The organism is Bradyrhizobium sp. USDA 3256 (assembly GCF_054058275.1).
In genome coordinates, this window is sequence record NZ_JBSSAE010000002.1 from 7,044,661 (window position 1) to 7,066,762 (window position 22,102).

Consider the following 22,102-nt stretch of genomic DNA (forward strand, 5'->3'; position numbering starts at 1 on the left):
TCCCGGCGCGGGCATGGATGCGCGACGGCAGAATGCAGACGTGGCGCGGCCGCGCTATCGACCGGACAGGTCCGCGCGCCACGCGCGGGCCTTCGCGGTCGTCTCCTCGACGAAACGCGTTTTGCCGTTGCGATAGGCCGCGATGTCCTCTCTTGCGGCGGCAGCGAGGGCCTGCTTGGTATCCGCGTAGGCGCGGGCCGCCTCGGGGTGCGCGCGAAGATAGTCGCGAAACACCAGCAGCGTTTCCCAGCGCGGATTCAATGGCTCCATCAGATGCAGATGATGGGTCCACGGCCCCGGAGAGCCCTTGCGGAAGAACAACTCGCCGGGCAGCCACGCCGCGTATTCCGGTATGTAGTGGTAACCGAGCGCCTCGATCGGCCTGAAGCAGCGCTCCCGTGCCTCCGCGAGGCTGGGGACACCGACCATCAGGTCGATGATCGGCTTCGACGGCAAGCCCGGAACCGCGGTGCTTCCGACATGCTCGATGGCCAGGGCCAGCGAGCCGAGCGCGTGCTCGATCCTCGCGCACTCCGTCGCGAACATGGCCGGCCAGTTGGGGTCATAGTCGAGGACAACGATTGGCCCGGCGCCGTATTTCTCCATGGCACACCCTGATTGCTTGCCGCGAGGTCTCCTTCGCGGGTCAATCAAACCATGATGAGGCTAGGTTCGACCAGAGGCGCGCCGCCGGTGGCCGCGCCACCACAGGCCGAAGGCGATCGTGACCGCGGCAGCCAGCGAGAACCAGGTGATGGCGTACTGCATGTGGTCGTCCTTGAGCCGCACCTTGAGCGGTCCGGGCTTCGGCGTGCCGCTGTCGGGCACCGGGGCCTCGAGGTCGATATAGAACGGTGCGACCTGGCCCCAGCCGAGCGCTTGCGCCATCGCGCGATGATCGCGCACGAACCACAGCCGCTTCGCCGGATCTTCCTTCGGCGTCAGCCGGCCCGGCGGCTCGGGAAAGCGGATATAGCCCGTCAGCTCAACCGGCGCGCCGGTGACGAGGCGGCCGACGACGCGATCCTCGAAGGCGCGATCCTGCATCGTGTTCTGGACAAAGCCGGTGTTGATCACGACGGTCTCGCCGCTGGCGAGCTTCGCCGGCAGCAACGCCCAGGTGCCCGGACCCGAAATGTCGTCGCGCACCGCGGAGCCGGAGCTGAACACCATCGCGTCGGGCTGCTCCGCATAGGTCGCGGTCAGCGTGACGCGGCGGAATTCATCCTTGACGGAGGTCAGCGTCGGCCATGCCGACGGCGGCGGCAGCGCCTCGGTCGGGGCGGCCAGCCGCGCATCGAGCGCCCCGATCAGCGCGTGCTTTTCGACCCGGCGCTGCAATTGCCAGAAGCCAAGGGCGATAAACACCGCGATCAGGATCAACGTGAAAATGCCGAAGCCGGCCGCGCTCGGCCGGCGCGTCGTCGTATCATTCATTTCGGGTCGCGCTCGATCAATTGGCCTTCGGCGGCCTTGTGGTGGAATTGCAGCGCGATCAGAAGTGCCTTCATCGATCGTAGCGGCAGGATCGTTGTGACCAGGATCAACGGCAGCCACAGCGCGGCATGCACCCAGAACGGCGGCTGGTACTTCACCTCGACGATCAGCGCCGACGCGACCACGATGGCGCCGGCCAGCATGATGACGAAGATCGCCGGCCCGTCGCCGGAATCGATGAAGGCGAAGTCGAGGCCGCAGGCCTGGCAGCGCGGCGCCAGCGTCAGGAAGCCGGAATAGAGCTTGCCCTTGCCGCAGCGCGGGCAGCGGCAGGCGATGCCGCGCAGTGCGCTCTCAGTGACGGTCGGCGGGGTATCGGTCATCGGTTCTCTTCAAAAACAAAGGGGCGGCCATTCGGCCGCCCCCTCTTAGCACGTCGGCCGGCAATTAGTGTGCGCCGTGGGCCATCGTCTCGGCGCCGTGGCCCCAGACGTAGATGCAGATGAACAGGAACAGCCAGACCACGTCGACGAAGTGCCAGTACCAGGCGGCAAACTCGAAGCCGAGGTGCTGCTTCGGCGTGAAGTGGCCGGCATAGGCGCGGATCAGGCAAACCAGCAGGAAGATGGTGCCGACCAGCACGTGGAAGCCGTGGAACCCGGTCGCCATGAAGAAGGTCGCGCCATAGACGTTGCCGCCGAACGAGAACGTCGCATGCGCGTACTCATAGGCCTGCACGCAGGTGAAGAGAGCGCCGAGGATCACGGTGAGGATCAGGCCCTGCTTGAGGCCCTGGCGGTCGTTCTCGAGCAGCGCATGGTGCGCCCAGGTGACCGTGGTGCCCGAGGTCAGGAGCAGCAGCGTGTTGAGCAGCGGCAGATGCCAGGGATCGAAGGTCTCGATGCCGTGCGGCGGCCAGGTGCCCGGCACCGAGCAGGCGCCCATCGCCGTGCCGGCGCCGCAGCCGAACACCGCGTCGCGCGTGGCGTGCACCGCGTCAGCCGGGAACAGCGCCGCATTGAAGAAGGCCCAGAACCAGGCGACGAAGAACATCACCTCAGAGGCGATGAACAGGATCATGCCGTAGCGGTGGCTGATCTGCACCACGCGGGTGTGGTCGCCCTTGTACTGGGCTTCCCTGATCACGTCGCCCCACCAGCTCGCCATCGTGTAGAGCACGCCGATGGTGCCGACGCCAAACACGATCGGGGCGGCGGAGAACATGTGGTGCATCCAGCCGATCGCGCCGAACGCCATGATGAAGGCCGAGATCGAGCCGACCACCGGCCACGGGCTCGGGTCGACGAGATGATAGTCGTGATGCTTGACTTGCGCCTCAGCCATTGCCGTCTCTCCATTCGCGTGCCGCAAGGCACGTCTTAAATCTTAAATTCCAAAACTAGCCGCCCTTGCGCTGCTCCGCCTCGCCCGCCGCCACGGGCTTCGGCGCGGCGTCGCGCACGGGGAAGAAGGTGTAGGACAGGGTGATCGTCTTCAGCGTGTCGTTCTCGCTGTCCTTGGCCAGCGCCGGATCGACATAGAACACCACGGCCATCTCGCGCTTTTCGCCCGGCGCCATGGTCTGTTCGGTGAAGCAGAAGCAGTTGATCTTCTGGAAATAGGCGCCGACCGTCAGCGGCGCGACATTGTAGGACGCCTGACCGGTCGTGGTGCGCGCCGACTGGTTGGTCACGGTGTAGTAGACCGTGACCACCTGGCCGATCTTGACGTCGATCGTGTTCTGCTCCGGCTCGAACTTCCAGGGCAGGCCCGGCGCGACGTTGGAATCGAAGCTGACCGCAATGGTGCGCGCGAGCGGCGCATCCGAAGGCACCGACGTCGCGACCTGGGTGGTGCCGTTGAAGCCGGTGGTGCGGCAGAACCAGTTGTAGAACGGCACGGCCGCGTAGGACGCGCCGACCATCAGCACCACGACGAAGCCGCAGATCGAAGCAACCACGGCGTCGCGCGTCAGCGTGCGGCGCGTGACCTTGGCGCCCTCACCCTGCTGCGGTCCCTGGTTCGCCATCTCACTCACAGCGGCCGCACCAGCACGGCTGGCCCCTTGACGAGGGTGACGGCGAAGAACAGCACGACCAGGATGCCGAGCGCGAGCGCGATGGCGATCGAGCGCTGGCGGCGGCTCTTGAGCTGTGCCTCGGTGAGGACGATTCCTTCTGGTTCGCGTTTCTCGTCCATTGATATCCCATGCGCCCCCATCTTGCCCCCCGGCTCCCTATCCGATGAAGACAGGCGCAATCGCGCGGACCACGACCTCGGCGAGAAGGACGGCAAACAGCGCGAACAGATAGAGGATCGAGAATGCGAACAGCCGGCGCGTGGCGCGGTTGGCAGCCGTACCCTCGCGGCGGCGATAGACCTCGATGGCAAGCCACAGCATGCCGGCGCCGAGCACCAGCGAGGTGACGCCGTAGATCGCGTCGAAATAGCCGAGCGGCCACGGCGCCAGCGCGATCGCGACCAGCACGATGGTGTAGAGCAGGATCTGCAGCCGGGTCGCGTCGGGACCGGCGACGACCGGCAACATCGGAATGCCGGCGCGGGCATAGTCGTCGCTGCGGAACAGCGCCAGCGCCCAGAAATGCGGCGGGGTCCAGAAGAAGATGATCAGGAACAGGAGGATCGGCTCGACCGAGAGCGATCCGGTCGCGGCGGCCCACGCCACCACCGGCGGCAAGGCACCGGCGGCGCCGCCGATCACGATGTTCTGCGCGGTCCAGCGCTTCAGCCACATCGTGTAGACCACGGCATAGAAGAAGATGGTGAAGGCAAGCAGCGCGCCCGCCACCCAGTTGACCAGGATGCCGAGCGTCATCACCGAGAAGAACGCGAGCGTGATGCCGAACGCGGCCGCCTCGGTCTGCGTGATGCGGCCGCGCGGGATCGGCCGGTTGGCGGTACGCGTCATCAGCGCGTCGACGTCGCCCTCATAGGCCATGTTGAGCGCGCCGGAAGCGCCTGCACCGACCGCGATGCACAGGATCGAGGTGAACGCCAGCACCGGATGCACATGCACCGGCGCGATCATCAGCCCGACCAGCGCGGTGAAGATCACCAGCGACATCACGCGCGGCTTCAACAGCGCGATGTAGTCGCCCACTTCGGCCTCGGAGATCCGGGGCAACTCGATGGCGTTGTGATCGACAACCGACAAGATCAGGTCTCGCTTCTCTCAAAAGGCGCGGCGCACCCTTAAGTGCGCCGCGTTGTCGTGGACTTACTGCACGCGGGGCAGCACTTCGAACTGGTGGAACGGCGGCGGCGAGGTCAGCGTCCACTCCAGCGTGGTCGCACCGGCGCCCCACGGATTGTTCGCGGCCTGCTCCTTGCGGACGAAGGCATCGATCACGCCGTAGATGAAGATCAGGACGCCGATGCCGGAGATGTACGAGCCCCAGGAGGAGATCAGGTTCCAGCCGGCGAACGCATCCGGATAGTCGACATAACGGCGCGGCATGCCCGACAGGCCGAGGAAGTGCTGCGGGAAGAACACCAGGTTGACGCCGACGAAGGTGAACCAGAAGTGCGCCTTGGCGATCTTCTCCGAGTACATGTAGCCGAACATCTTCGGGAACCAATAGTACCAGCCGGCGAAGATGCCGAACACGGCGCCGAGCGACAGCACGTAGTGGAAGTGCGCCACCACGTAATAGGTGTCCTGCAGCACGCGATCGACGCCGGCATTGGCCAGCACGACGCCGGTGACGCCGCCGACGGTGAACAGGAAGATGAAGCCGATCGCCCAGATCATCGGCGCCTTGAACTCGATCGAGCCGCCCCACATCGTGGCGATCCACGAGAAGATCTTCACGCCGGTCGGCACCGCGATCACCATCGTGGCGGCGACGAAATAGGCCTGCGTCGCCGAGGACATGCCGACGGTGTACATATGGTGCGCCCACACCACGAAGCCGATGCCGCCGATCGCGACCATGGCGTAGGCCATGCCGAGATAGCCGAACACGGGCTTGCGCGAGAAGGTGGAGACGATCTGGCTGATCATGCCGAAGGCGGGCAGGATCAGGATGTACACTTCGGGGTGGCCGAAGAACCAGAACAGATGCTGGAACAGCACCGGGTCGCCGCCGCCGTCAGCCGCAAAGAAGGTGGTGCCGAAATTGCGGTCGGTCAGCAGCATGGTGATCGCACCGGCGAGCACCGGCAGCGACAGCAGCAGCAGGAACACGGTGACCAGGATCGACCACACGAACAGCGGCATCTTGTGCAGGGTCATGCCCGGCGCCCGCATGTTGAAGATCGTGGTGATGAAGTTGATGGCGCCGAGGATCGACGAGGCACCCGCGAGATGGAGCGAGAGAATCGCGAAATCGACCGCCGGTCCCGGATGGCCCGAGGTCGACAGCGGCGCGTACATGGTCCAGCCCGCGCCAACGCCGTTGGCGCCCGGCTCACCCTCGACGAAGGTGGACATTAGCAGCAGCGCGAACGAGGCCGGCAGCAGCCAGAACGAGATGTTGTTCATGCGCGGGAACGCCATGTCCGGCGCCCCGATCATCAGCGGCACCATCCAGTTGCCGAACCCGCCGATCATCGCCGGCATGACCATGAAGAAGATCATGATCAGGCCGTGCGAGGTCACGAACACGTTATAGGTGTGCGTCTCGTGGAATATCTGGACGCCCGGATACATCAACTCGGCACGGATCGCGATCGACATCGCCGCGCCGATGATGCCCGCGATCACCGCAAAGATCAGGTACATCGTACCGATGTCCTTGTGGTTCGTGGAGTAGAGATAACGCCGCCATCCGGTCGGATGGTGGGCGTGATCATCATGGGCGTGATCGTCGTGTGTCGCTGCGCCTGTCGCCATGTTCAAAATCCTGCCTTGCAGTCCCTCTCGGACCTTGCGGTCCCGTCGCCCTTATTCCATCCGCGCCGTAAGCCGTGAGGCTTACTGCGCCGCCTGACCAGCCGATGCGTAGGAATTCGCCGGGTTGGTCGCAAACTTCTTCTTCGCGCCTTCGACCCAGGTCGCGAATTCCTGGTCGCTGACGACCCTGACCGCGATCGGCATGAAGGCATGGTCCTTGCCGCACAGTTCCGAGCACTGGCCGTAGAACACGCCGGTCTTGGTGGCCTTGAACCAGCTCTCGTTGAGGCGGCCGGGGATCGAGTCGATCTTCACGCCGAAGGCCGGCACCGCGAAGGAATGGATCACGTCGGCGCCGGTGGTCTGGATCCGCACCACCTTGTTGACCGGGACCACCATCTCGTTGTCGACGCCGAGCAGGCGCGGCTGCTTGTCCTTGTCGAGCAGCGAATCGAACTCGAACTTGCCGTTATCCGGGTAGGCGTAGGACCAATACCACTGCTTGCCGGTGACCTTCACCGTGAGGTCCGGCTTCGGCACGTCGAGCTCCAGGAACAGGAGGCGGAACGACGGCACCGCGATGCCGACCAGGATCAGCACGGGGATCAGCGTCCAGGCCACCTCGATCAGCGTGTTGTGGGTGGTCCGGGAGGGAACCGGGTTGGCCCTGGCGTTGAACTTCACCACCACGATGATGAGCAGCGCGAGCACGAACAGCGTGATCAGGGTGATCAGCACCAGCAGGAAATTGTGAAACCAGATGATGTTTTCCATCACCGGGGTCACGCCTTCCTGCAGCGTGTGCTCCCACGGCGCCGGCTGCCCCATTTCGGCGAAGGCCGATCCCGCGGCGACAGACGCCACACCCGCCACCGCCAACCCCAGCAATTGCCTGCCCAACCGGCCAATCGACATCTTCATGCCGCTCGCGCTCCCTTGCATTATTCCCCAAAGCACTCCCGGCATGTGGCCGAAAATGCAGCACGATCCGCCCTGACAAACGGCCTTCCGGACATACCCGTCTCTGAGTCAAGGTGGGTACGGGAGCCAGATCGCTAGAACGCGTCGAAATCCAGCCTCTCAAACCATAATTCTCCGGCGCTCGCAATGCAGTAGTGGGGCCGAAAGCCATGCGCCTGCGATGAAGCAGCCGCTTGCGATTTTTCCCGCAAAATCAAGCGAAAGTCGCCGAAACGAAGCCGCATGCAGTTGACAGGGGGATTACCGGATGTACCCACAGACAGGGCAGCGCTCAGGAACCTGATTCGCTGCGGGCTGCCCCAATCCGGCGCGAGAATGGCTCCAAGATCGCCTTCAAGGCGCCGTCATTGCGGTATCAGTCGACGCCTGAGCATGATCCGGAAAAGTGGAGACCGGTCTTCCGAAAGATCATGCTCAAACAAGAAGATGAGATCATGATTCGCTTCCGGGAAGCGCATCGTGGCGCGCGTGCTACCGGCGGCCGGACGGCCGGACCGACCGAACATCTATAAGGATCGACCCGGATGGGCGCTTCGAACATTCGTTTGACGATGGCCGGCTGGCTCGGCGGCCACGCGATTCTGGCCTTCTGCCTCGGCCTTTCTCTTGGCCTTTCTCTTGGCCTGACCCAGCCGGCGAACGCGCAAGGCGCGGTGCGCTCGGTCCATGGCGACTGGCAGATCCGCTGCGACACTCCGCCCGGCGCCCAGGCCGAGCAATGCGCGTTGATCCAGAGCGTGGTAGCGGAGGACCGCTCCAACGCCGGCCTGACCGTGATCGTGCTGAAGACCGCCGACCAGAAGAGCCGTTTGATGCGCGTGGTCGCCCCGCTCGGCGTGCTGCTGCCCTCCGGCCTCGGCCTGAAACTCGACAATCAGGACGTCGGCCGCGCCGGTTTCGTCCGCTGCCTGCCCAATGGCTGCGTCGCCGAGGTCGTGATGGACGACAAGCTGCTCGGCCAGCTCAAGAACGCCAAAACCGCGACCTTCATCATCTTCGAGACGCCCGAGGAAGGGATCGGCTTTCCGCTCAGCCTGAATGGCCTGGCGGAGGGGTATGACAAATTGCCCTAGGGGCGCCGAGCGGCACAGGAAAGCGTAGCCCGGATGGAGCGCAGCGCAATCCGGGGCCGCTCTCATCGCGGATGAACCAGTCCCGGATTTCGCTGCGTTTCATCCGGGCTACGCCATCTCAGCGGACGCCCGCATAATAATCGAACAGCCCGCTCGCCTCCGCGGACAGCCAGTCCGCCTCCCCCGTCATGTAGCCTTCGACTTGTCCGGTGATGCCGATCAAAAACGAGATCGGCATGCCGTAGAGCGCGAACGGCGTGTCGACCTCGGCGGCGTCGACGCGCGAGACGAGGCCGCCCGGATCGAAGCCGATCGCGAGATGGCGCAGCTTGAGCTGCTTGACATAGGGCGCGACCGGCGCGCGGTTGCGATCGGTGCTGACAGCGACGACCACGAGATCGCTGCGGCCGCTGGCGGCGAGGCGATCCAGCATCGGCAGCTCGGTCCGGCACGCCGCGCACCAGGTGGCCCAGAAGTTCACCAGCACCATCCTGCCTTTGAACGCCGTGAGATCGAGCGCGCCGCCGGCGAGCGCCGGGATCGCGACCGGCGGCACCGGGCGGGCGCCTTCGACCTGCGTGAACTGATGCCGGATGGTGCCGAATTGCGGCGGTCCCGACGCTGCGCGCACAGCTCCGGTGGGCATTGCGAGCGAGGCGCCGGCGCCAATCATGCCGGCAACGACGGCGCGGCGTGAGGGTGCGTGAGCTGACGTCATGACAAGTTCTCCGCTCGGTTTGATGGCCACATCGCTCAGGACCGGATGTAGGACCAGCCGGCTTCCTGCAATTCGATGATGCGCCCGGGTCCGTTCGGCACCAGGTCGACATGATCGAGCAGGACCAGCGGATGACCCTCGGCGCGCTCCATGCCGAGCTTGGTGGCTTCGCAGACAACCAAGCGGATGTCGGGCGTGAGCCCCCGCACCACCCGCAGCAGGTCCTTCACCGGCGAGGTGTCGGCGCGCAGCATGTGGACGCCGGTATTGTAGGCGACGACCTCGATCTCGAACGGCTCGTTGCGCTCCCGATAATATTTCGGGAGGTTGAGCGCGGTCGAGATCAGCGCCCGCATCGTGGCCGGATCGTCGCTGTTGATCGGCAACACAAGGTGGTGCACGCGCGGCTCCGGCTTCTTCGGCTCGGGTTTGGAGACCGCCGCTACCGAACCGGTGAGCAGCATTGTCGCGGCGAACGGCACCGCGAAGGCCAGCACCAGCCCGGTCACGACCGTCAGCTTGTGGCGAGAGACGCGCATCGCGCTCACCTCACGGCGCGCTCGCGAGCAGGGCGAACTGGCTGCGCTTGGCGTAGGCGACGATCGCGCTCAATGTCAGCAGCACGAGGGCGGGCACCGGCGAGCCGCCGATCACGAACAGATGGCTGATGGTGGCGCCGACCATGATGCAGCTGAGCAGCACGCCGCCGAACGCTGCGACCGGGGGCAGCAGGATCAGGACCGAGCCGAGCAGCTCCAGCGATCCGGTGAAGTAGCGGAACCATTGACCGAGCCCGATATGTTCGAATTCCTCGACCAGCATCGGCACGCCGTAAAGCTTGGCGGCGCCCGCGGCGGCAAAGGCCAAGGCGAGCAGTCCCCTGACGACCCAGAGGCTGACGGATTTCCAGCGCGACGGCGCCGCGGCAACTGCAACTGACATTGATGACTCCCGAGTTGTTCGTAAGGCCGGTCCGCGGCGGCCACCCGACCGATCGGCGGCCGGCCCGCGGCTTTCGGTGCACTAAATTCGGGAGTAAGATGAAAAGAACAAGTAGGATGCTTTTTGTGAGGTAGTATGAAAAAGATGACTATTGAGCCTGTCGAGCCTCCGGCGGCGTCCGAGCCGTGCAACGGCGACCTGTCGGCGCAATTTCATCGCGCGCTGTCGGTGCTGGCCGGGAAATGGAAGGGCGACATCCTCTGGCAACTGGTCGAGCGCAAGCGCCGGTTCGGCGAGCTGCGCCAGTCGATCCCCGGCGTGACCCAGCACATGCTGACCACACAGCTGCGCGATCTCGAGGCCAACGGCCTCGTCAAGCGCACGGTCTATCCCGAGGTGCCGCCACGGGTTGAGTACGAGATGACGCCGTCGGCCAAGGCGCTCAAGCCGGTGTTCGACGAGCTGTACCGCTGGGCGCAGGAGCATGGCTTTCCGACCTCGGCGCAGGGCACCGCGCAGCCGAAGCCGCAATCGGGCGATGCAGCCGAGCGCGAAAGCCAGCCGCTGAAGGCGGATCGGCGCTCAAGGTGATGACGACAAGGTGAGGAGCCCGACGGGGCACTGTGATCGACCGCATAGTCGCAGGCACTCCCGGTTTGCCACCCCAACCACTATCTTTGATGATCGCCGTCCGGGCCTGAACCGGGACCGGTACAGGTTTCCGGGTTGTAAGATGAGTTTTCCGCTCGTCTCTGCTTCAATCCCCCGAAATCCCTGGCTTCCGGGTTCCCCACTGGCAATCAGTTGCGCTTCAGGCAAGGATGACGAGGAAACGCCAAGCAATCGCATTGCGTCGGAGTGACCATGACCAATCCCGCCACGACCTCCCTGCTCGACCGCGCCAATCTGGACCGCGATGCCGTCCGCCGCGAGGTGTCCCGCGGCCTTGAAGGCGCCGACGACGGCGAGCTGTTCCTGGAGTTCGGGCAGACCGAGGCGCTGGTGTTCGACAACGGAAGGCTGAAGCAGGCGACCTATGACACCTCGCAGGGCTTCGGCCTGCGCGCGGTCAAGGACGACGCGGTCGGCTATGCGCATTCCTCCGACGTCTCGATCCCGGCGCTGATCCGCGCCGCCGATGCGGTCGCGGCCGTGCGCGGCGGCTATGCCGGCACTTTCGCCGCGGCGCCGGCCCACACCAACATCAAGCTTTATGGCGACGAGAACCCGCTGGACGGGCCGGCATTCGAGGCCAAGGTCAAGCTGCTCGGCGAGATCGACGCCTATGTCAGGGACAAGGACCCGCGGGTGCGGCAGGTCTCCGCCAGCCTCACCGCGACCTGGCAGGTGGTCGAGATCCTGCGGCCCGACGGCGAGAGCTATCGCGACATCCGCCCGCTGGTACGCGTCAACATCTCCGTGGTCGCCGGCCAGGGCGACCGCCAAGAGAGCGGCAGCAAGGGCTATGGCGGCCGCGAAGGCTATGCGCGTTTCATCGAGACCAAGGCCTGGCGCGACGCAGCCGACGGCGCGCTGCGCGAGGCGCTGGTCAATCTCGAATCGGTGCCGGCGCCTGCCGGCGAGATGGACGTCGTGCTCGGCGCCGGCTGGCCCGGCGTGATGTTGCATGAGGCCGTCGGCCATGGGCTCGAGGGCGATTTCAACCGCAAGCAGACCTCGGCCTTTGCCGGCCTGATGGGCCAGCAGGTCGCGGCCAAGGGCGTCACCGTGGTCGACGACGGCACCATGGCCTCGCGCCGTGGCTCGCTGTCGATCGACGACGAGGGCACGCCGACCAACCGCACCGTGCTGATCGAGGACGGCATTCTGGTCGGCTACATGCAGGACCGCCAGAACGCCCGGCTGATGGGCATGAAGCCGACCGGCAACGGTCGGCGGCAGAGCTATGCCCATGTGCCGATGCCGCGCATGACCAACACCTACATGCTGTCGGGCGACCGCGACCCGGCCGAGATCATCGCCTCGGTGAAGAACGGCATGTACGCCGCCAATTTCGGCGGCGGCCAGGTCGACATCACCTCGGGCAAGTACGTGTTCCAGTGCACCGAGGCCTACAAGATCGAGAACGGCAAGCTCGGCGCGCCGCTGAAGGGCGCCATGCTGATCGGCAACGGACCGACCGATCTCCACAGGATCACCATGATCGGCAACGATCTTGCGCTGGATACGGGAATCGGCACTTGCGGCAAGAACGGCCAGGGCGTGCCGGTCGGCGTCGGCCAACCGACGCTCAGGATGGAACGGATTACGGTCGGAGGAACGGGCTAGTGAGCAGCGGAAACGAAGTCGTGACGGCCAAGCCGACCAGCTGGCGCGGGCAGGCCGTGCAACTGGCCGCGATCGTGGCCGTCGTGTTCCTCGCCAAGGGCGCGATCGCCGAGCCGTTCTACGTGCCGTCGGGATCGATGGAGCCGACGCTGCTGATCGGCGACGCACTGGTCGCCTCGAAATATCCCTATGGCTACGGCGCGGCCTCGCTGCCGATCCAGATCACGCTGCCGGAAACCGGCCGCGTGTTCGGCGAGACGCCGAAGCGCGGCGACGTCGTCGTGTTCCGCTGGCCGGGCGACCGCTCGCAGGCCTGGGTCAAGCGCGTGGTCGGGCTGCCGGGCGATCGCATCCAGATGCGGCAGGGTCAGCTCTTCATCAACGATCATCCGGCGACGCTGAAGCCCGACGGCACCGGCTTCGCCGAAGACGATCGCGGCGGCGGCGAGGAGGCGTATCGCTATATCGAGACGCTGCCGAACGGCGTCAACCACGCGATCTTCAAGATCCGCGACAACGGCCGGCTCGACAATACCCAAGAGGTGACGGTGCCGCCGGGCAAACTGTTCGTGCTCGGCGACAACCGGGACAATTCCGCCGACAGCCGCGTACCGGTGCGCGACGGCGGTGTCGGCCTGTTGCCGATCGACAATCTGATCGGCCGCGCCGACGCCGTGGTCGGCTCCTGGGACCTCGGCATCCGCAGCCAGCCGGTCTGGACCTGGCTCTCAGGCTTCCGACTCGCCCGCTTCTTCACCTCGGTGCAGTAGACGCGTAGCCCGGATGGAGCGCAGCGCAATCCGGGATCTCCCACTCGGCAAGATGTCCCGGATTTCGCTTCGCTCCATCCGGGCTACATTCCTTGTGGGATGATCGCCGTGACCTTCGACGACATCAGGCACATGGCGCTGGCGTGGCCGGACGTCGAGGACGGCTCTTCCTACGGCACGCCGGCGCTGAAGGTACGCAACAAGATGCTGGTGCGGCTCAAGGAGGACGGCGACAGCCTGGTGATGCCGGGCGTCCCGCCGGATGAGCGCGACATGCTGGTCGAGCATCAGCCCAAGGTGTTCTACTTCACCGATCATTACCGCGACTACCCGATGGTCCTGATCCGCCTGTCGAAGGCCAACCGCGCCACCGTCGAGCCGTTGCTGCGCCGGCACTGGCGCACGCTGGCGTCGAAGAAGGCGGTCCGGGGCTACGACGCGACCGCCTCGTCGTGACCCAGGACGAATTCCTCACCGCGGCGCTGCGCAACCCGGCCAATCAAGCCATCACCGACGAGTTGTACCGCCTCGGTCTGCCCGATGCGTGGTTGGTCGCCGGCTGCCTGGTGCAGACCGTGTGGAACGCGCTGACCGGCCGGCCGCCCGATCATGGCATCAGCGACCACGACATCTTCTATTTCGATCCGGATATCTCGTGGGAGGCCGAGGACGCGGTGATTCGCGAACTCAAGGCACGGCTTGGCCATCTCGGTGTCGCGATCGAGGTGCGCAACCAGGCCCGCGTCCATCTCTGGTATCCCGACAAGCACGGCCTGCCCTACCCGGCGCTGTCGCGTTCGACCGACGGCATCGATCGCTTCCTCACCGAAAACACGCAGATCGGCATCCGCCGCGCCACGCGCAGCTACGACGTCTATGCGCCGAACGGTTTCGACGATGTCGCCGGCATGATCGTGCGGCCGAACCGAACCCCCAATTTTTCGCCGGCGAACTATGCGACGAAGGCGGCGCGCTGGAAGGCGCTGTGGCCGGAGATCACGGTGCTGGCGGCGGAGTAGCCTGTCGTCGCGTAGCCCGGATGCAGCGCAGCGAAATCCGGGGCAGGCCCATCCGCGGTGAGCGCGGTCCCGGATTACGCTGCGCTCCATCCGGGCTACGGATTCACCGCACCACGCCCGACGTGAATCCCGCCTTGCGGCGTGGCGGCTTGATCTCTTTCTTCAGGAAGCAATGCGCGTCGCGGCCGGCATAGCCGGGCCGGGCGTAAGTCCAGGCGCGGCACTTGTTGTCGGCGGTGCAGGCGGCCTGGCAGGCCTCGTCGCCGTCGCTGCTCTTCAGTTCGAAATTCTTGTAGTCGCCGCCGAGCCGGTCGATCGAGGTTTCGATGGCGCCGTTGCGCGGTTCGACCACACCCGCGCCGCGCACCCCCGAGACGCAGCAGACGTTCTGCACCCGTGCCGGCACGGTGCTCTTCAGCCAGCACACCGCGCTGTTGTTGGTATCGGTCGGATAGTTGAAGCTCCAGGCGCGGCAACGTCGGTCACGCTCGCAGGTCAGCGCGCAATCGGCCGGATCGCCCGTCGCCACCGGCGCATTGAGATAGTCGCCGCCGGGACGGTCGAAATTGGTCTGCGCCAATGCCGGGCGCGCGACGACAGCGGCCGCGAGGACCGCAAACATCACCACACACGCCCTAAAGAGGCGGCCTATCTCCATGAGATTGCTTTCAAATTCGCGCAGCCCCGCGCATTTCGCGGGGCGTCATTTGAACGCCATGAACCTGTACGGCGGATGAACGGCGGGTGCGACACCACCGCCGTTCGCGCGCGCCTCACGCCCGGATTGGGGCTAGGCGGGGACTAGAAGGCGTATTCCTGATAGGCCGGTTCCACCGAGCCCTTCCAGGGGCCGTTGAACTTCTCCAGCATCTCCTCCGCCGGCGAGCGGCCGGCTTCGATGATGCGCTCGAGCGGTTCGAGGAAGCGGCTCTCGTCGCGTCCGAAATGATCGATCCGGCCGCGCCGCCGCAATCCGGCATGCGACAGGATCAGGCACTCCTTGGCGATCTCGAACAGATAGCGGTCCTTGATCCGCGACTTGAAGCCGAAACGCGGCACGTCATCGCGCAGCGCCTGCCGTTCCGGCGCGGTCCAGTGGCGGACGATGTCCCAAGCGGCATCGAGGCTGTCATTGTCGTAGAGCAGCCCGACCCAGAACGCCGGCAGCGCCGGCAGCCGGCCCCACGGCACGCCGTCGGCGCCGCGCATTTCGAGGTAACGCTTCAACCGCACCTCGGGGAAGATCGTCGAGAGGTGATTGGCCCAGTCCGACAAGGTCGGGCGCTCGCCCGGGAAGGCGGCATTCTTGCCGGCGAAGAAATCCCGGAACGAGGAGCCGGAGACGTCGATATATTCCTCGCCGCGCTTGACGAAATACATCGGAACGTCGAGCGCGTAATCGACATAGCGCTCGAAGCCCATGCCGTCCTCGAACGCGAACGGCACCATGCCGCTGCGCGCATTGTCGGTGTCGCGCCAGATCTCGGAACGGAACGACAGGAAGCCGTTGGGCTTGCCTTCGGTGAACGGCGAGTTGGCGAACAATGCGGTCGCGATCGGCTGCAGCGCCAGCGACACCCGCAGCTTCTTCACCATGTCGACTTCGGAGGAGAAGTCGAGATTGGTCTGCACCGTGCAAGTCCGGAACATCATGTCGAGGCCGTATTTGCCGACCTTCGGCATGTAGTTTCGCATGATCTTGTAACGCCCCTTGGGCATCACGGGGATCTGCGCGCGCGACCAGGACGGCGTCATGCCGAGGCCGAGGAAGCCGATCCCGAGCGGGGTTGCGATCTCCCGCACCTGCGCCAGATGCGCCATCAATTCCGACTGGGTCTGATGCACGGTTTCGACCGGCGCGCCCGACAGTTCGAACTGACCGCCCGGCTCGAGCGAAATCGCGCCGCCGCCGGTGACGTCATAAAGGCCGATGATGTTGCCGCGCTCCATGATCGGCTCCCAGCCGAGCAAGAGCTTCATGCCCTCGAGCAGCGCGCCGATGCCCTTGGCGCCTTCATAGGGCACGGGCTGATGGCCCTCGAGCGTGAACGGAGTCTTCTCGTGCTCGGTGCCGATCCGGAATTCGGACTCAGGCTTCACGCCGGCTTCAAGCCACGCCACGAGTTCGTCGCGCGACTGCAGCGGCGTCATGTCGATCTGGTCACGCGCCATAGATAATCCAACTCAAGGGCGCTTCGATCGAAGGCGCGCGGTGGCAGGGACATCCGCGAGCCACAACGGCTGCGGATGATGGAATCAGCAATATCATCGGGCAGGCACGCCGTCTCGCGCGGGCGCAGCCTTGCTATCAGCCTTGGTCTCGTTCTTGCCGTCGCCTTTGGCGTCGCCGCAGGCGCAGCCGAGCCGGTCGAGCAGACCGCACAGCCTGGTTGCGTCGGCGTCGGATAATTTGGAGCCGACATGCTTGTCGATCGCGGCGGAATAGGCGTTCCACATCCGCTTCTGCAGCTCGCGTCCAGCCTCGGTGATCTCGACGAACTGGCCGCGCTTGTCGATCTTGCATTCGCGGCGGGCGGCGAGCCCCTCGTCGACCAGCTTGTCGATCAGCCGCGAGGTCGAATATTGCGGGATCAGCATCTGGCGCTCGAGCTCGACCGGGCGCAGCTCGCCCGACGGCGCGCGGGACAGCTCGAGCAAGGCGTCATACCAGGCGAGCGGCGGAAAACCGGCCTTCTTCAGATCCTGCTCGACGCAGTCCAGCACCCGGCTCGGCACCCGCATCAGGCGGATCCAGGCGGCCGTCGCCTCGCTCGATAGCTTGCGTTTCATGGTCTAGCTCATAGGGTCCCGGCACCGACTGTACCGCACTGAATGCATCTGCATCAATCTTGACTATTTCATGCAGGCGCATGTAGGCAATCCCTCTCCGGACGCCAAGAACAAGGGAAGGAATACCCCTATGAAGCTTTATTACACCCCCGGTGCCTGCTCCCTCTCCCCCCATATCGCCCTGCTCGAGGCCGGGCTGCCCTACGACCTGGTCAAGGTCGATCTCCGCGCCAAGAAGCTCGAAAACGGCGACGATTTCCTCCAGGTGAACCCCAAGGGCCAGGTGCCCGCGCTGGCGCTGGATACCGGCGAGATGGTCACCGAGGGGCCGATCATCATCCAGATGATCGCCGACAAGGCCGCCGACAAGAAGCTGGCGCCGGCGAGGGACTCCAACGAGCGCTACAAGCTGCTCGAATGGCTGAACTACACCACGACCGAGCTGCACAAGAATCTCGGTCCGATGTTCTCGCCCGTGCTCGCCGACGACGCCAAGGCCTTCTTCAAGGACCGCGCCATGGGCAAGTTCAAATATGTCGAGAGCCAGCTCACCGGACGCGACTATTTGATGGGCAACCAGTTCACGGTCGCCGACGGCTACCTCTTCACCATGATCATGTGGGCGCAGGACCGGCTCGGCTTCGATCTCTCCGGCCTGCCGAACGTGACGGCCTACAAGGCCCGCGTCGCGGCGCGCCCGAAGGTGCAGGAGGCGCTGAAGAAGGAAGGCCTGCTCAAGGCGGCCTGAGCTCGCACCGAACATGGCCGGCCTCGTGGCACCACGCGGCCGGCCCCTTGCCGACAATTTTCGACAGGAAGAAGCTGGCCACGACCCATCTGCTGCCGGGCATGCCGGTCGAGGCGTTTGTCCCGACCACCGAGCGGATGGTGCTCTCCTGTCTGATGAAGCCGCCGGCCGACCAGGTCCACCGCGCCTTAGGGAGAAATGAACGGTGCAAACCTTCAGGACGTGCTGGAACAAAATCAATTTAATCGGCATTCTACCGATTAAGACTACTTTCGGCTGAGGGCGTGGCCGTCCTTGTTCGAGCGATCCAACTAACCGACTATGACCTGCGGCGCGCCCTCCGCTCCAACTGGTCTAAAAATGTGACGATCGCCTTTACCCTTTTATTGACCAGCACCCTGGTTGGGCTGGCAACCAGTTTGTACTTTCGGGTTTGGACATTGATGCTGGAGTCGCCGCTGGTCGCGGTGCTCGCGGCGATCGTGCTCCAATCCGACGGCTTTTCCTTTGCCACCGGCGCTCCGATCGTCGTCGCCTGTCTCGCCTTCAACCAGTTCGCTTATCTCGCCGGCGCCTTGCTCTCGCCGGAGACTGACGGCTCAATGGCGGAAGAAATTGACGGCCTGCCAGACCGTCGCGGCGAGCACAATATCCGCGGTCAGAACGAGTAGCGCGAGGCCGGCCCATGAAGGGCCCTTGCCCCGAAGACGCAGCGGCTTCCGCCACCGCGACGACCGCAGGGAAGACAAGGAATCCTTCGCCGCGATCTCCGCGGCACCTTCCTTGAACGCAGAACTCATCGCACGACACCCTCACGCTGATCGTCGCCCCGGCGATCGACGAGCAAGAGTGATGCCAGCAGCGTGGTGCCAGTGGGGAACGAGCGTGGCGGGACTTTGACGCGCATGACCGTCGCACAACAGGATCAAGTCGGATCGATGACCGGCTTGATCCTGCGCGAGTTCGCCTCAGAAGTTTACGCCGCCTGCTTCTTCGGCGGGAAGCGGCCGTAGAAGGTTTCGCCCTTGGCGGCCATCTCCTCGAGCAGCTTCGGTGGCGTGAAGCGCGAGCCGTACTTCTTCTCGAAGCTGTGGCAGAGCGCGACGAAGTTCTTGGTGCCCATGAAGTCGATGTAGGACAGCGCGCCGCCGGTGAACGGCGCGAAGCCGAAGCCGAGGATCGAGCCGACATCGGCCTCGCGCACGTCGGTGATGACGCGATCCTCGACGGTGCGCGCGGCCTCCACCGCCTGCACCACCAGGAAGCGCTGCTTCAACTCCTCGACGCTGAGCGTGTCGGGATCGAGCTGCTTCGGCTGCAGATTGGCGAGCCCCGGCCACAGGCTCTTCTGGCCCTTGCCCTTCTCGGGATAGTCGTAGAAGCCCTTGCCGTTCTTGCGCCCGAATCGGCCCTGCTTCTCGACCATCTCGACCATCAGCTTCTTCTGCGCCTGGTCGATCGCGTTGGGGCCGAGATCGGCCTCGGTCGCCTTGGTGATCTTCAGGCCGAGATCGAGCGCGACCTCGTCCTGCAGCGACAGCGGCCCGACCGGCATGCCGGCCATCTTGGCGGTGTTCTCGATCATCGCCGGCGGCACGCCCTCGAGCAGCATCTCGTTGCCCTCGGAGATGTAGCGCATCACGCAGCGGTTGGCGAAGAAGCCACGGGAGTCGTTCACCACGATGGGCGTCTTGCCGATCGCGCGCACATAGTCGAGTGCGGTCGCCAACGCGACGTCGCCGGTGTTCGTGCCCAGGATGATCTCGACCAGCATCATCTTCTCGACCGGCGAGAAGAAGTGGATGCCGATGAACTTGCCCTGGTCCTTGAACTCCTCGGCCAGTGAGTTGATCGGCAGCGTCGAGGTGTTGGAGGCGAAGATCGCGCCCGGCTTCAGCAGCGGCTGCGCCTTGGCATAGGTATCCGCCTTGACCTTGCGATCCTCGAACACCGCCTCGATGACGAGGTCGCAGTCCGAGATCACGTTGTAGTCTGATGTGGCCGAGATCCGCGCCAGGATGGCGTCGGCCGCGTCCTGCTTCATCCGTCCCTTGGCGATCAGGCCGTCGACCACGGTCTTGGCGTGGCCCTTGCCCTTGTCGGCGCTCTCCTGGTCGCGATCGACCAGCACGACGTCGATGCCGGCCTGCGCCGAGACATAACCGACGCTGGCGCCCATGAAGCCGGCGCCGATCACGGCGAGCTTCTTGACCTTGGTCGGCGGCACGCCCGCCGGGCGGCGGGCGCCCTTGTTCAGTTCCTGCATCGACAGGAACAGCGAGCGGATCATCGCCGCCGCTTCCTTCGAGCGCAGCACCTTTGTGAAGTAGCGCGACTCGACCCGCAGCGCGGCGTCAATCGGCAGCTGCAGGCCCTCATAGACGCAGCTCATGATGGCGCGCGCGGCCGGATAATTGTCGTAGGTCTCGCGGCGATAGATCGCGTTGCCGGCCGGGAACATCTGCATGCCCATCTTGGCGAAGACGGGGCCGCCGGGCAGCTTGAAGCCCTTCTCGTCCCACGGCGCGACCGCCTTGCCGCCGCCCTTGATCCAGTCCTTCGCGGCCTTGATCAAATCGGCTGCCGGCACCACTGCGTGAATCAGGTTGAGTGCCTTGGCGCGGGTCAGATTGACCGCCTCGCCCTTGAGCAGCAATTGCATCGCGTCCGCCGGCTGCATAAGACGCGGCACGCGCTGGGTGCCGCCGGCGCCGGGGAACAGGCCGACCTTGATCTCGGGCAGGCCGAGCCGGGTCTTCGGGTTCTCGGCCGCGACGCGGTAGTGGCAGGCCAGCGTGATCTCGAAGCCACCGCCGAGCGCAAGCCCGTTGATCGCGGCGACCCACGGCTTGCCCGAGGTCTCGATCGCGCGGAACGACTGCGACATCCGGCGGCTCTGCTCGAACAGCATCTGGTTCGCGGCTTCCTCGCCCTTCTCCTTGAAGAGCTGCGCGTAAGAGCGGTTCATGCCCTCGAGCATCGAGAGGTCGGCGCCGGCGCAGAACGCCTCCTTCGCCGAGGTGATCACGACGCCCTTGATCGCGGGATCGCTGGTCGTCTGCTTGATGATCTCGCCGATCTCCTGGGTCGAGATCTCGTCGAACACGTTCATCGAACGATCTGGGATGTCCCAGGTGACGAGCGCAATACCGTCGGCGTCGACGTCGAACTTGAAATTCTTGTAAGCCATGTTGCTCGCTCCCCTCGCCTCAGACGCGCTCGATGATGGTGGCGGTGCCCATGCCGCCGCCGATGCATAGCGTCACCAGCGCCGTCTCCTTGTTGGTGCGCTCGAGCTCGTCGAGCACGGTGCCGAGGATCATCGCGCCGGTCGCCCCTAACGGATGGCCGAGCGCGATCGCGCCGCCATTGACGTTGATCTTGGCGTTGTCGATGTCGAACGCCTGGATGTAGCGCAGCACCACCGAGGCGAAGGCCTCGTTGAGCTCGAACAGGTCGATGTCCGACTTCTTCATGCCGGAGCGCTCGAACAGCTTTTCGGTGACGTCGACCGGGCCGGTCAGCATCATCGCCGGCTCCGAGCCGATATTGGCGAAGGCGCGGATTTTCGCCCGCGGCTTCAGGCCATACTTGGCGCCCGCCTCCTTGCTGCCGAGCAGCACGGCGCCGGCGCCGTCGACGATGCCGGAGGAATTGCCGGCGTGATGCACGTAATTGACCTTCTCGACCTCGGGATGCGACTGGATCGCCACCGCGTCGAAGCCGGCCATCGCCGCCATCGCCGCGAAGGACGGCTGCAGCTGCGCCAGCGACTGCATCGTCGTCGTGGGGCGCATGTGCTCGTCCTTGGCAAGGATGGTCAGGCCGTTGACGTCCTTGACCGGCACCACCGATTTATTGAAGCGGCCCTCGTCCCAGGCCTTGGCCGCGCGCTGCTGGCTCTGCACCGCGTAGGCGTCGACGTCATCGCGCGAGAAACCGTATTTGGTCGCGATCAGATCGGCCGAAATCCCCTGCGGCATGAAGTAGGCCGGCACCGCCATCGAGGGATCCATCGGCCAGGCGCCGCCGGAGGCGCCGATGCCGACGCGGCTCATCGATTCCGCGCCGCCGCCGATCACGAGCTCATGCTGGCCGCTCATGATCTGGGCCGCGGCGAAGTTCACGGCATCGAGGCCGGAGGCGCAGAAGCGGCTGATCTGCACGCCCGGCACCTTCTCGCCGAGGCCGGCGTTCAGCGCCGCGAAACGGGCGATGTCGGAGCCGGCCTCGCCGACCGGATCGACCACGCCGAGCACGACGTCGTCGACGGAATCCCCGGGAAGATTGTTGCGCTCCTTGAGCGACTTCAGCGGCACCGTGGCGAGCGCCAGCGCGGTGACCTCGTGCAGCGCGCCGTCGGCCTTGCCGCGGCCGCGCGGGGTACGAACGTGATCGTAGATGTATGCCTCAGGCATGACGCCCTCCTTGATATGAGGATCATAATATATACGGAAGGACACGCCGCCGCAGCGGTGCG

The 22,102-nt window shown here is 65.2% G+C and carries 26 protein-coding genes; 9 read left to right on the top strand and 17 right to left on the bottom strand.

The features are described from left to right. Positions 1-54: 54 nt before the first annotated feature. The 9 genes from ACVWY5_RS35240 to coxB form a co-directional block, all read right to left on the bottom strand. A complete protein-coding gene (locus ACVWY5_RS35240) occupies positions 55-606 on the bottom strand; it encodes a GrpB family protein (protein WP_028334637.1) in 552 nt (183 codons plus the stop codon). A 60-nt stretch (positions 607-666) separates the two neighbouring features. Next, positions 667-1,437, bottom strand: coding sequence for an SURF1 family cytochrome oxidase biogenesis protein (locus ACVWY5_RS35245; RefSeq protein ID WP_028334636.1), 771 nt, complete (start codon positions 1,435-1,437; stop codon positions 667-669). Beyond that, complete coding sequence (locus ACVWY5_RS35250) at positions 1,434-1,820, bottom strand: DUF983 domain-containing protein (RefSeq protein ID WP_028334635.1); 387 nt, start codon at positions 1,818-1,820, stop codon at positions 1,434-1,436. The genes ACVWY5_RS35245 and ACVWY5_RS35250 overlap by 4 nt, the downstream gene beginning before the upstream one ends. A gap of 64 nt (positions 1,821-1,884) precedes the next feature. Beyond that, a complete protein-coding gene (locus ACVWY5_RS35255) occupies positions 1,885-2,781 on the bottom strand; it encodes a cytochrome c oxidase subunit 3 (RefSeq protein WP_028334634.1) in 897 nt (298 codons plus the stop codon). A 55-nt stretch (positions 2,782-2,836) separates the two neighbouring features. After that, complete coding sequence (locus ACVWY5_RS35260) at positions 2,837-3,466, bottom strand: cytochrome c oxidase assembly protein (RefSeq protein WP_028334633.1); 630 nt, start codon at positions 3,464-3,466, stop codon at positions 2,837-2,839. Between the two features lie 5 nt (positions 3,467-3,471). After that, positions 3,472-3,636 carry a hypothetical protein gene (locus ACVWY5_RS35265; protein ID WP_028334632.1) on the bottom strand — a complete coding sequence of 55 codons (165 nt, stop codon included), beginning with the start codon at positions 3,634-3,636 and terminating at the stop codon, positions 3,472-3,474. 37 nt (positions 3,637-3,673) lie between these two features. Further along, complete coding sequence (locus tag ACVWY5_RS35270; protein WP_028334631.1) at positions 3,674-4,612, bottom strand: heme o synthase; 939 nt, start codon at positions 4,610-4,612, stop codon at positions 3,674-3,676. Positions 4,613-4,675: 63 nt separating this feature from the next. Then, on the bottom strand, positions 4,676-6,292 hold the full coding sequence (ctaD, locus tag ACVWY5_RS35275) for a cytochrome c oxidase subunit I (RefSeq protein ID WP_028334630.1): 1,617 nt from the start codon (positions 6,290-6,292) through the stop codon (positions 4,676-4,678). A gap of 81 nt (positions 6,293-6,373) precedes the next feature. Continuing rightward, on the bottom strand, positions 6,374-7,213 hold the full coding sequence (gene coxB, locus ACVWY5_RS35280; protein ID WP_026191935.1) for a cytochrome c oxidase subunit II: 840 nt from the start codon (positions 7,211-7,213) through the stop codon (positions 6,374-6,376). Positions 7,214-7,446: 233 nt separating this feature from the next. Between coxB and ACVWY5_RS35285 the strand changes: the two genes are divergently transcribed. Together ACVWY5_RS35285 and ACVWY5_RS35290 are read left to right on the top strand one after the other, a co-directional pair. Further along, positions 7,447-7,785, top strand: a complete 339-nt coding sequence (locus ACVWY5_RS35285) for a hypothetical protein (protein ID WP_152977753.1) — start codon at positions 7,447-7,449, stop codon at positions 7,783-7,785. 12 nt (positions 7,786-7,797) lie between these two features. Then, positions 7,798-8,346 (top strand): invasion associated locus B family protein, encoded by a 549-nt coding sequence (locus ACVWY5_RS35290; protein WP_038377545.1) that lies wholly within the window; start codon positions 7,798-7,800, stop codon positions 8,344-8,346. A gap of 118 nt (positions 8,347-8,464) precedes the next feature. Here the strand turns inward: ACVWY5_RS35290 and ACVWY5_RS35295 are convergent, their stop codons facing one another. The 3 genes from ACVWY5_RS35295 to ACVWY5_RS35305 are packed head-to-tail and all read right to left on the bottom strand — an operon-like array spanning position 8,465 to position 10,006. Continuing rightward, complete coding sequence (locus tag ACVWY5_RS35295; RefSeq protein WP_321176664.1) at positions 8,465-9,064, bottom strand: TlpA family protein disulfide reductase; 600 nt, start codon at positions 9,062-9,064, stop codon at positions 8,465-8,467. Between the two features lie 35 nt (positions 9,065-9,099). After that, positions 9,100-9,603, bottom strand: a complete 504-nt coding sequence (locus ACVWY5_RS35300; RefSeq protein ID WP_028334627.1) for a DsrE family protein — start codon at positions 9,601-9,603, stop codon at positions 9,100-9,102. A 10-nt stretch (positions 9,604-9,613) separates the two neighbouring features. Next, a complete protein-coding gene (locus tag ACVWY5_RS35305; RefSeq protein ID WP_028334626.1) occupies positions 9,614-10,006 on the bottom strand; it encodes a DoxX family protein in 393 nt (130 codons plus the stop codon). 135 nt (positions 10,007-10,141) lie between these two features. On the opposite strand from ACVWY5_RS35305, the gene ACVWY5_RS35310 reads away from it, so the two are divergent. From ACVWY5_RS35310 to ACVWY5_RS35330, 5 genes are all read left to right on the top strand, one after another. Continuing rightward, a complete protein-coding gene (locus tag ACVWY5_RS35310) occupies positions 10,142-10,597 on the top strand; it encodes a winged helix-turn-helix transcriptional regulator (RefSeq protein ID WP_051376183.1) in 456 nt (151 codons plus the stop codon). Positions 10,598-10,870: 273 nt separating this feature from the next. Then, positions 10,871-12,295 (top strand): metalloprotease TldD, encoded by a 1,425-nt coding sequence (gene tldD / locus ACVWY5_RS35315; protein ID WP_028334625.1) that lies wholly within the window; start codon positions 10,871-10,873, stop codon positions 12,293-12,295. Then, entirely contained in the window at positions 12,295-13,065 is a 771-nt protein-coding gene (lepB, locus tag ACVWY5_RS35320) for a signal peptidase I (RefSeq protein WP_028334624.1), read from the top strand. Before tldD ends, lepB begins: the two co-directional genes overlap by 1 nt. Positions 13,066-13,173: 108 nt before the next feature. Further along, complete coding sequence (locus ACVWY5_RS35325; RefSeq protein ID WP_028334623.1) at positions 13,174-13,521, top strand: MmcQ/YjbR family DNA-binding protein; 348 nt, start codon at positions 13,174-13,176, stop codon at positions 13,519-13,521. Beyond that, positions 13,518-14,084, top strand: coding sequence for a nucleotidyltransferase family protein (locus ACVWY5_RS35330; protein ID WP_028334622.1), 567 nt, complete (start codon positions 13,518-13,520; stop codon positions 14,082-14,084). The genes ACVWY5_RS35325 and ACVWY5_RS35330 overlap by 4 nt, the downstream gene beginning before the upstream one ends. A gap of 103 nt (positions 14,085-14,187) precedes the next feature. On the opposite strand, the gene ACVWY5_RS35335 is transcribed toward ACVWY5_RS35330, so the two are convergent. The 3 genes from ACVWY5_RS35335 to ACVWY5_RS35345 form a co-directional block, all read right to left on the bottom strand. Then, complete coding sequence (locus tag ACVWY5_RS35335) at positions 14,188-14,706, bottom strand: PAN domain-containing protein (protein ID WP_321176682.1); 519 nt, start codon at positions 14,704-14,706, stop codon at positions 14,188-14,190. A 179-nt stretch (positions 14,707-14,885) separates the two neighbouring features. Further along, on the bottom strand, positions 14,886-16,256 hold the full coding sequence (locus ACVWY5_RS35340; protein ID WP_028334620.1) for a glutamate--cysteine ligase: 1,371 nt from the start codon (positions 16,254-16,256) through the stop codon (positions 14,886-14,888). A 93-nt stretch (positions 16,257-16,349) separates the two neighbouring features. After that, positions 16,350-16,874 (bottom strand): MarR family winged helix-turn-helix transcriptional regulator, encoded by a 525-nt coding sequence (locus ACVWY5_RS35345; protein ID WP_028334619.1) that lies wholly within the window; start codon positions 16,872-16,874, stop codon positions 16,350-16,352. Positions 16,875-17,004: 130 nt separating this feature from the next. Between ACVWY5_RS35345 and gstA the strand changes: the two genes are divergently transcribed. After that, positions 17,005-17,622 carry a glutathione transferase GstA gene (gstA, locus tag ACVWY5_RS35350; protein WP_028334618.1) on the top strand — a complete coding sequence of 206 codons (618 nt, stop codon included), beginning with the start codon at positions 17,005-17,007 and terminating at the stop codon, positions 17,620-17,622. Positions 17,623-17,906: 284 nt separating this feature from the next. Further along, positions 17,907-18,293: a hypothetical protein gene (locus ACVWY5_RS35355; protein WP_229191373.1), complete on the top strand. Its 387-nt coding sequence runs from the start codon at positions 17,907-17,909 to the stop codon at positions 18,291-18,293. A gap of 305 nt (positions 18,294-18,598) precedes the next feature. On the opposite strand, the gene ACVWY5_RS35360 is transcribed toward ACVWY5_RS35355, so the two are convergent. Both ACVWY5_RS35360 and ACVWY5_RS35365 read right to left on the bottom strand, forming a co-directional pair. Then, complete coding sequence (locus ACVWY5_RS35360) at positions 18,599-20,812, bottom strand: 3-hydroxyacyl-CoA dehydrogenase NAD-binding domain-containing protein (RefSeq protein WP_028334615.1); 2,214 nt, start codon at positions 20,810-20,812, stop codon at positions 18,599-18,601. 19 nt (positions 20,813-20,831) lie between these two features. Beyond that, positions 20,832-22,040: an acetyl-CoA C-acetyltransferase gene (locus tag ACVWY5_RS35365; RefSeq protein ID WP_028334614.1), complete on the bottom strand. Its 1,209-nt coding sequence runs from the start codon at positions 22,038-22,040 to the stop codon at positions 20,832-20,834. Between the last annotated feature and the right edge of the window lie 62 nt (positions 22,041-22,102).

Bases quoted from the DNA above. Each gene is read 5' to 3' on its own strand.
- ACVWY5_RS35240 (WP_028334637.1), bottom strand. From the start codon at position 606: ATGGAGAAATACGGCGCCGGGCCAATCGTTGTCCTCGACTATGACCCC.
- ACVWY5_RS35245 (WP_028334636.1), bottom strand. From the start codon at position 1,437: ATGAATGATACGACGACGCGCCGGCCGAGCGCGGCCGGCTTCGGCATT.
- ACVWY5_RS35250 (WP_028334635.1), bottom strand. From the start codon at position 1,820: ATGACCGATACCCCGCCGACCGTCACTGAGAGCGCACTGCGCGGCATC.
- ACVWY5_RS35255 (WP_028334634.1), bottom strand. From the start codon at position 2,781: ATGGCTGAGGCGCAAGTCAAGCATCACGACTATCATCTCGTCGACCCG.
- ACVWY5_RS35260 (WP_028334633.1), bottom strand. From the start codon at position 3,466: ATGGCGAACCAGGGACCGCAGCAGGGTGAGGGCGCCAAGGTCACGCGC.
- ACVWY5_RS35265 (WP_028334632.1), bottom strand. From the start codon at position 3,636: ATGGACGAGAAACGCGAACCAGAAGGAATCGTCCTCACCGAGGCACAG.
- ctaD (WP_028334630.1), bottom strand. From the start codon at position 6,292: ATGGCGACAGGCGCAGCGACACACGACGATCACGCCCATGATGATCAC.
- coxB (WP_026191935.1), bottom strand. From the start codon at position 7,213: ATGAAGATGTCGATTGGCCGGTTGGGCAGGCAATTGCTGGGGTTGGCG.
- ACVWY5_RS35290 (WP_038377545.1), top strand. From the start codon at position 7,798: ATGGGCGCTTCGAACATTCGTTTGACGATGGCCGGCTGGCTCGGCGGC.
- ACVWY5_RS35295 (WP_321176664.1), bottom strand. From the start codon at position 9,064: ATGACGTCAGCTCACGCACCCTCACGCCGCGCCGTCGTTGCCGGCATG.
- ACVWY5_RS35300 (WP_028334627.1), bottom strand. From the start codon at position 9,603: ATGCGCGTCTCTCGCCACAAGCTGACGGTCGTGACCGGGCTGGTGCTG.
- ACVWY5_RS35305 (WP_028334626.1), bottom strand. From the start codon at position 10,006: ATGTCAGTTGCAGTTGCCGCGGCGCCGTCGCGCTGGAAATCCGTCAGC.
- ACVWY5_RS35310 (WP_051376183.1), top strand. From the start codon at position 10,142: ATGAAAAAGATGACTATTGAGCCTGTCGAGCCTCCGGCGGCGTCCGAG.
- tldD (WP_028334625.1), top strand. From the start codon at position 10,871: ATGACCAATCCCGCCACGACCTCCCTGCTCGACCGCGCCAATCTGGAC.
- ACVWY5_RS35335 (WP_321176682.1), bottom strand. From the start codon at position 14,706: ATGTTTGCGGTCCTCGCGGCCGCTGTCGTCGCGCGCCCGGCATTGGCG.
- ACVWY5_RS35340 (WP_028334620.1), bottom strand. From the start codon at position 16,256: ATGGCGCGTGACCAGATCGACATGACGCCGCTGCAGTCGCGCGACGAA.
- ACVWY5_RS35345 (WP_028334619.1), bottom strand. From the start codon at position 16,874: ATGAAACGCAAGCTATCGAGCGAGGCGACGGCCGCCTGGATCCGCCTG.
- gstA (WP_028334618.1), top strand. From the start codon at position 17,005: ATGAAGCTTTATTACACCCCCGGTGCCTGCTCCCTCTCCCCCCATATC.
- ACVWY5_RS35360 (WP_028334615.1), bottom strand. From the start codon at position 20,812: ATGGCTTACAAGAATTTCAAGTTCGACGTCGACGCCGACGGTATTGCG.
- ACVWY5_RS35365 (WP_028334614.1), bottom strand. From the start codon at position 22,040: ATGCCTGAGGCATACATCTACGATCACGTTCGTACCCCGCGCGGCCGC.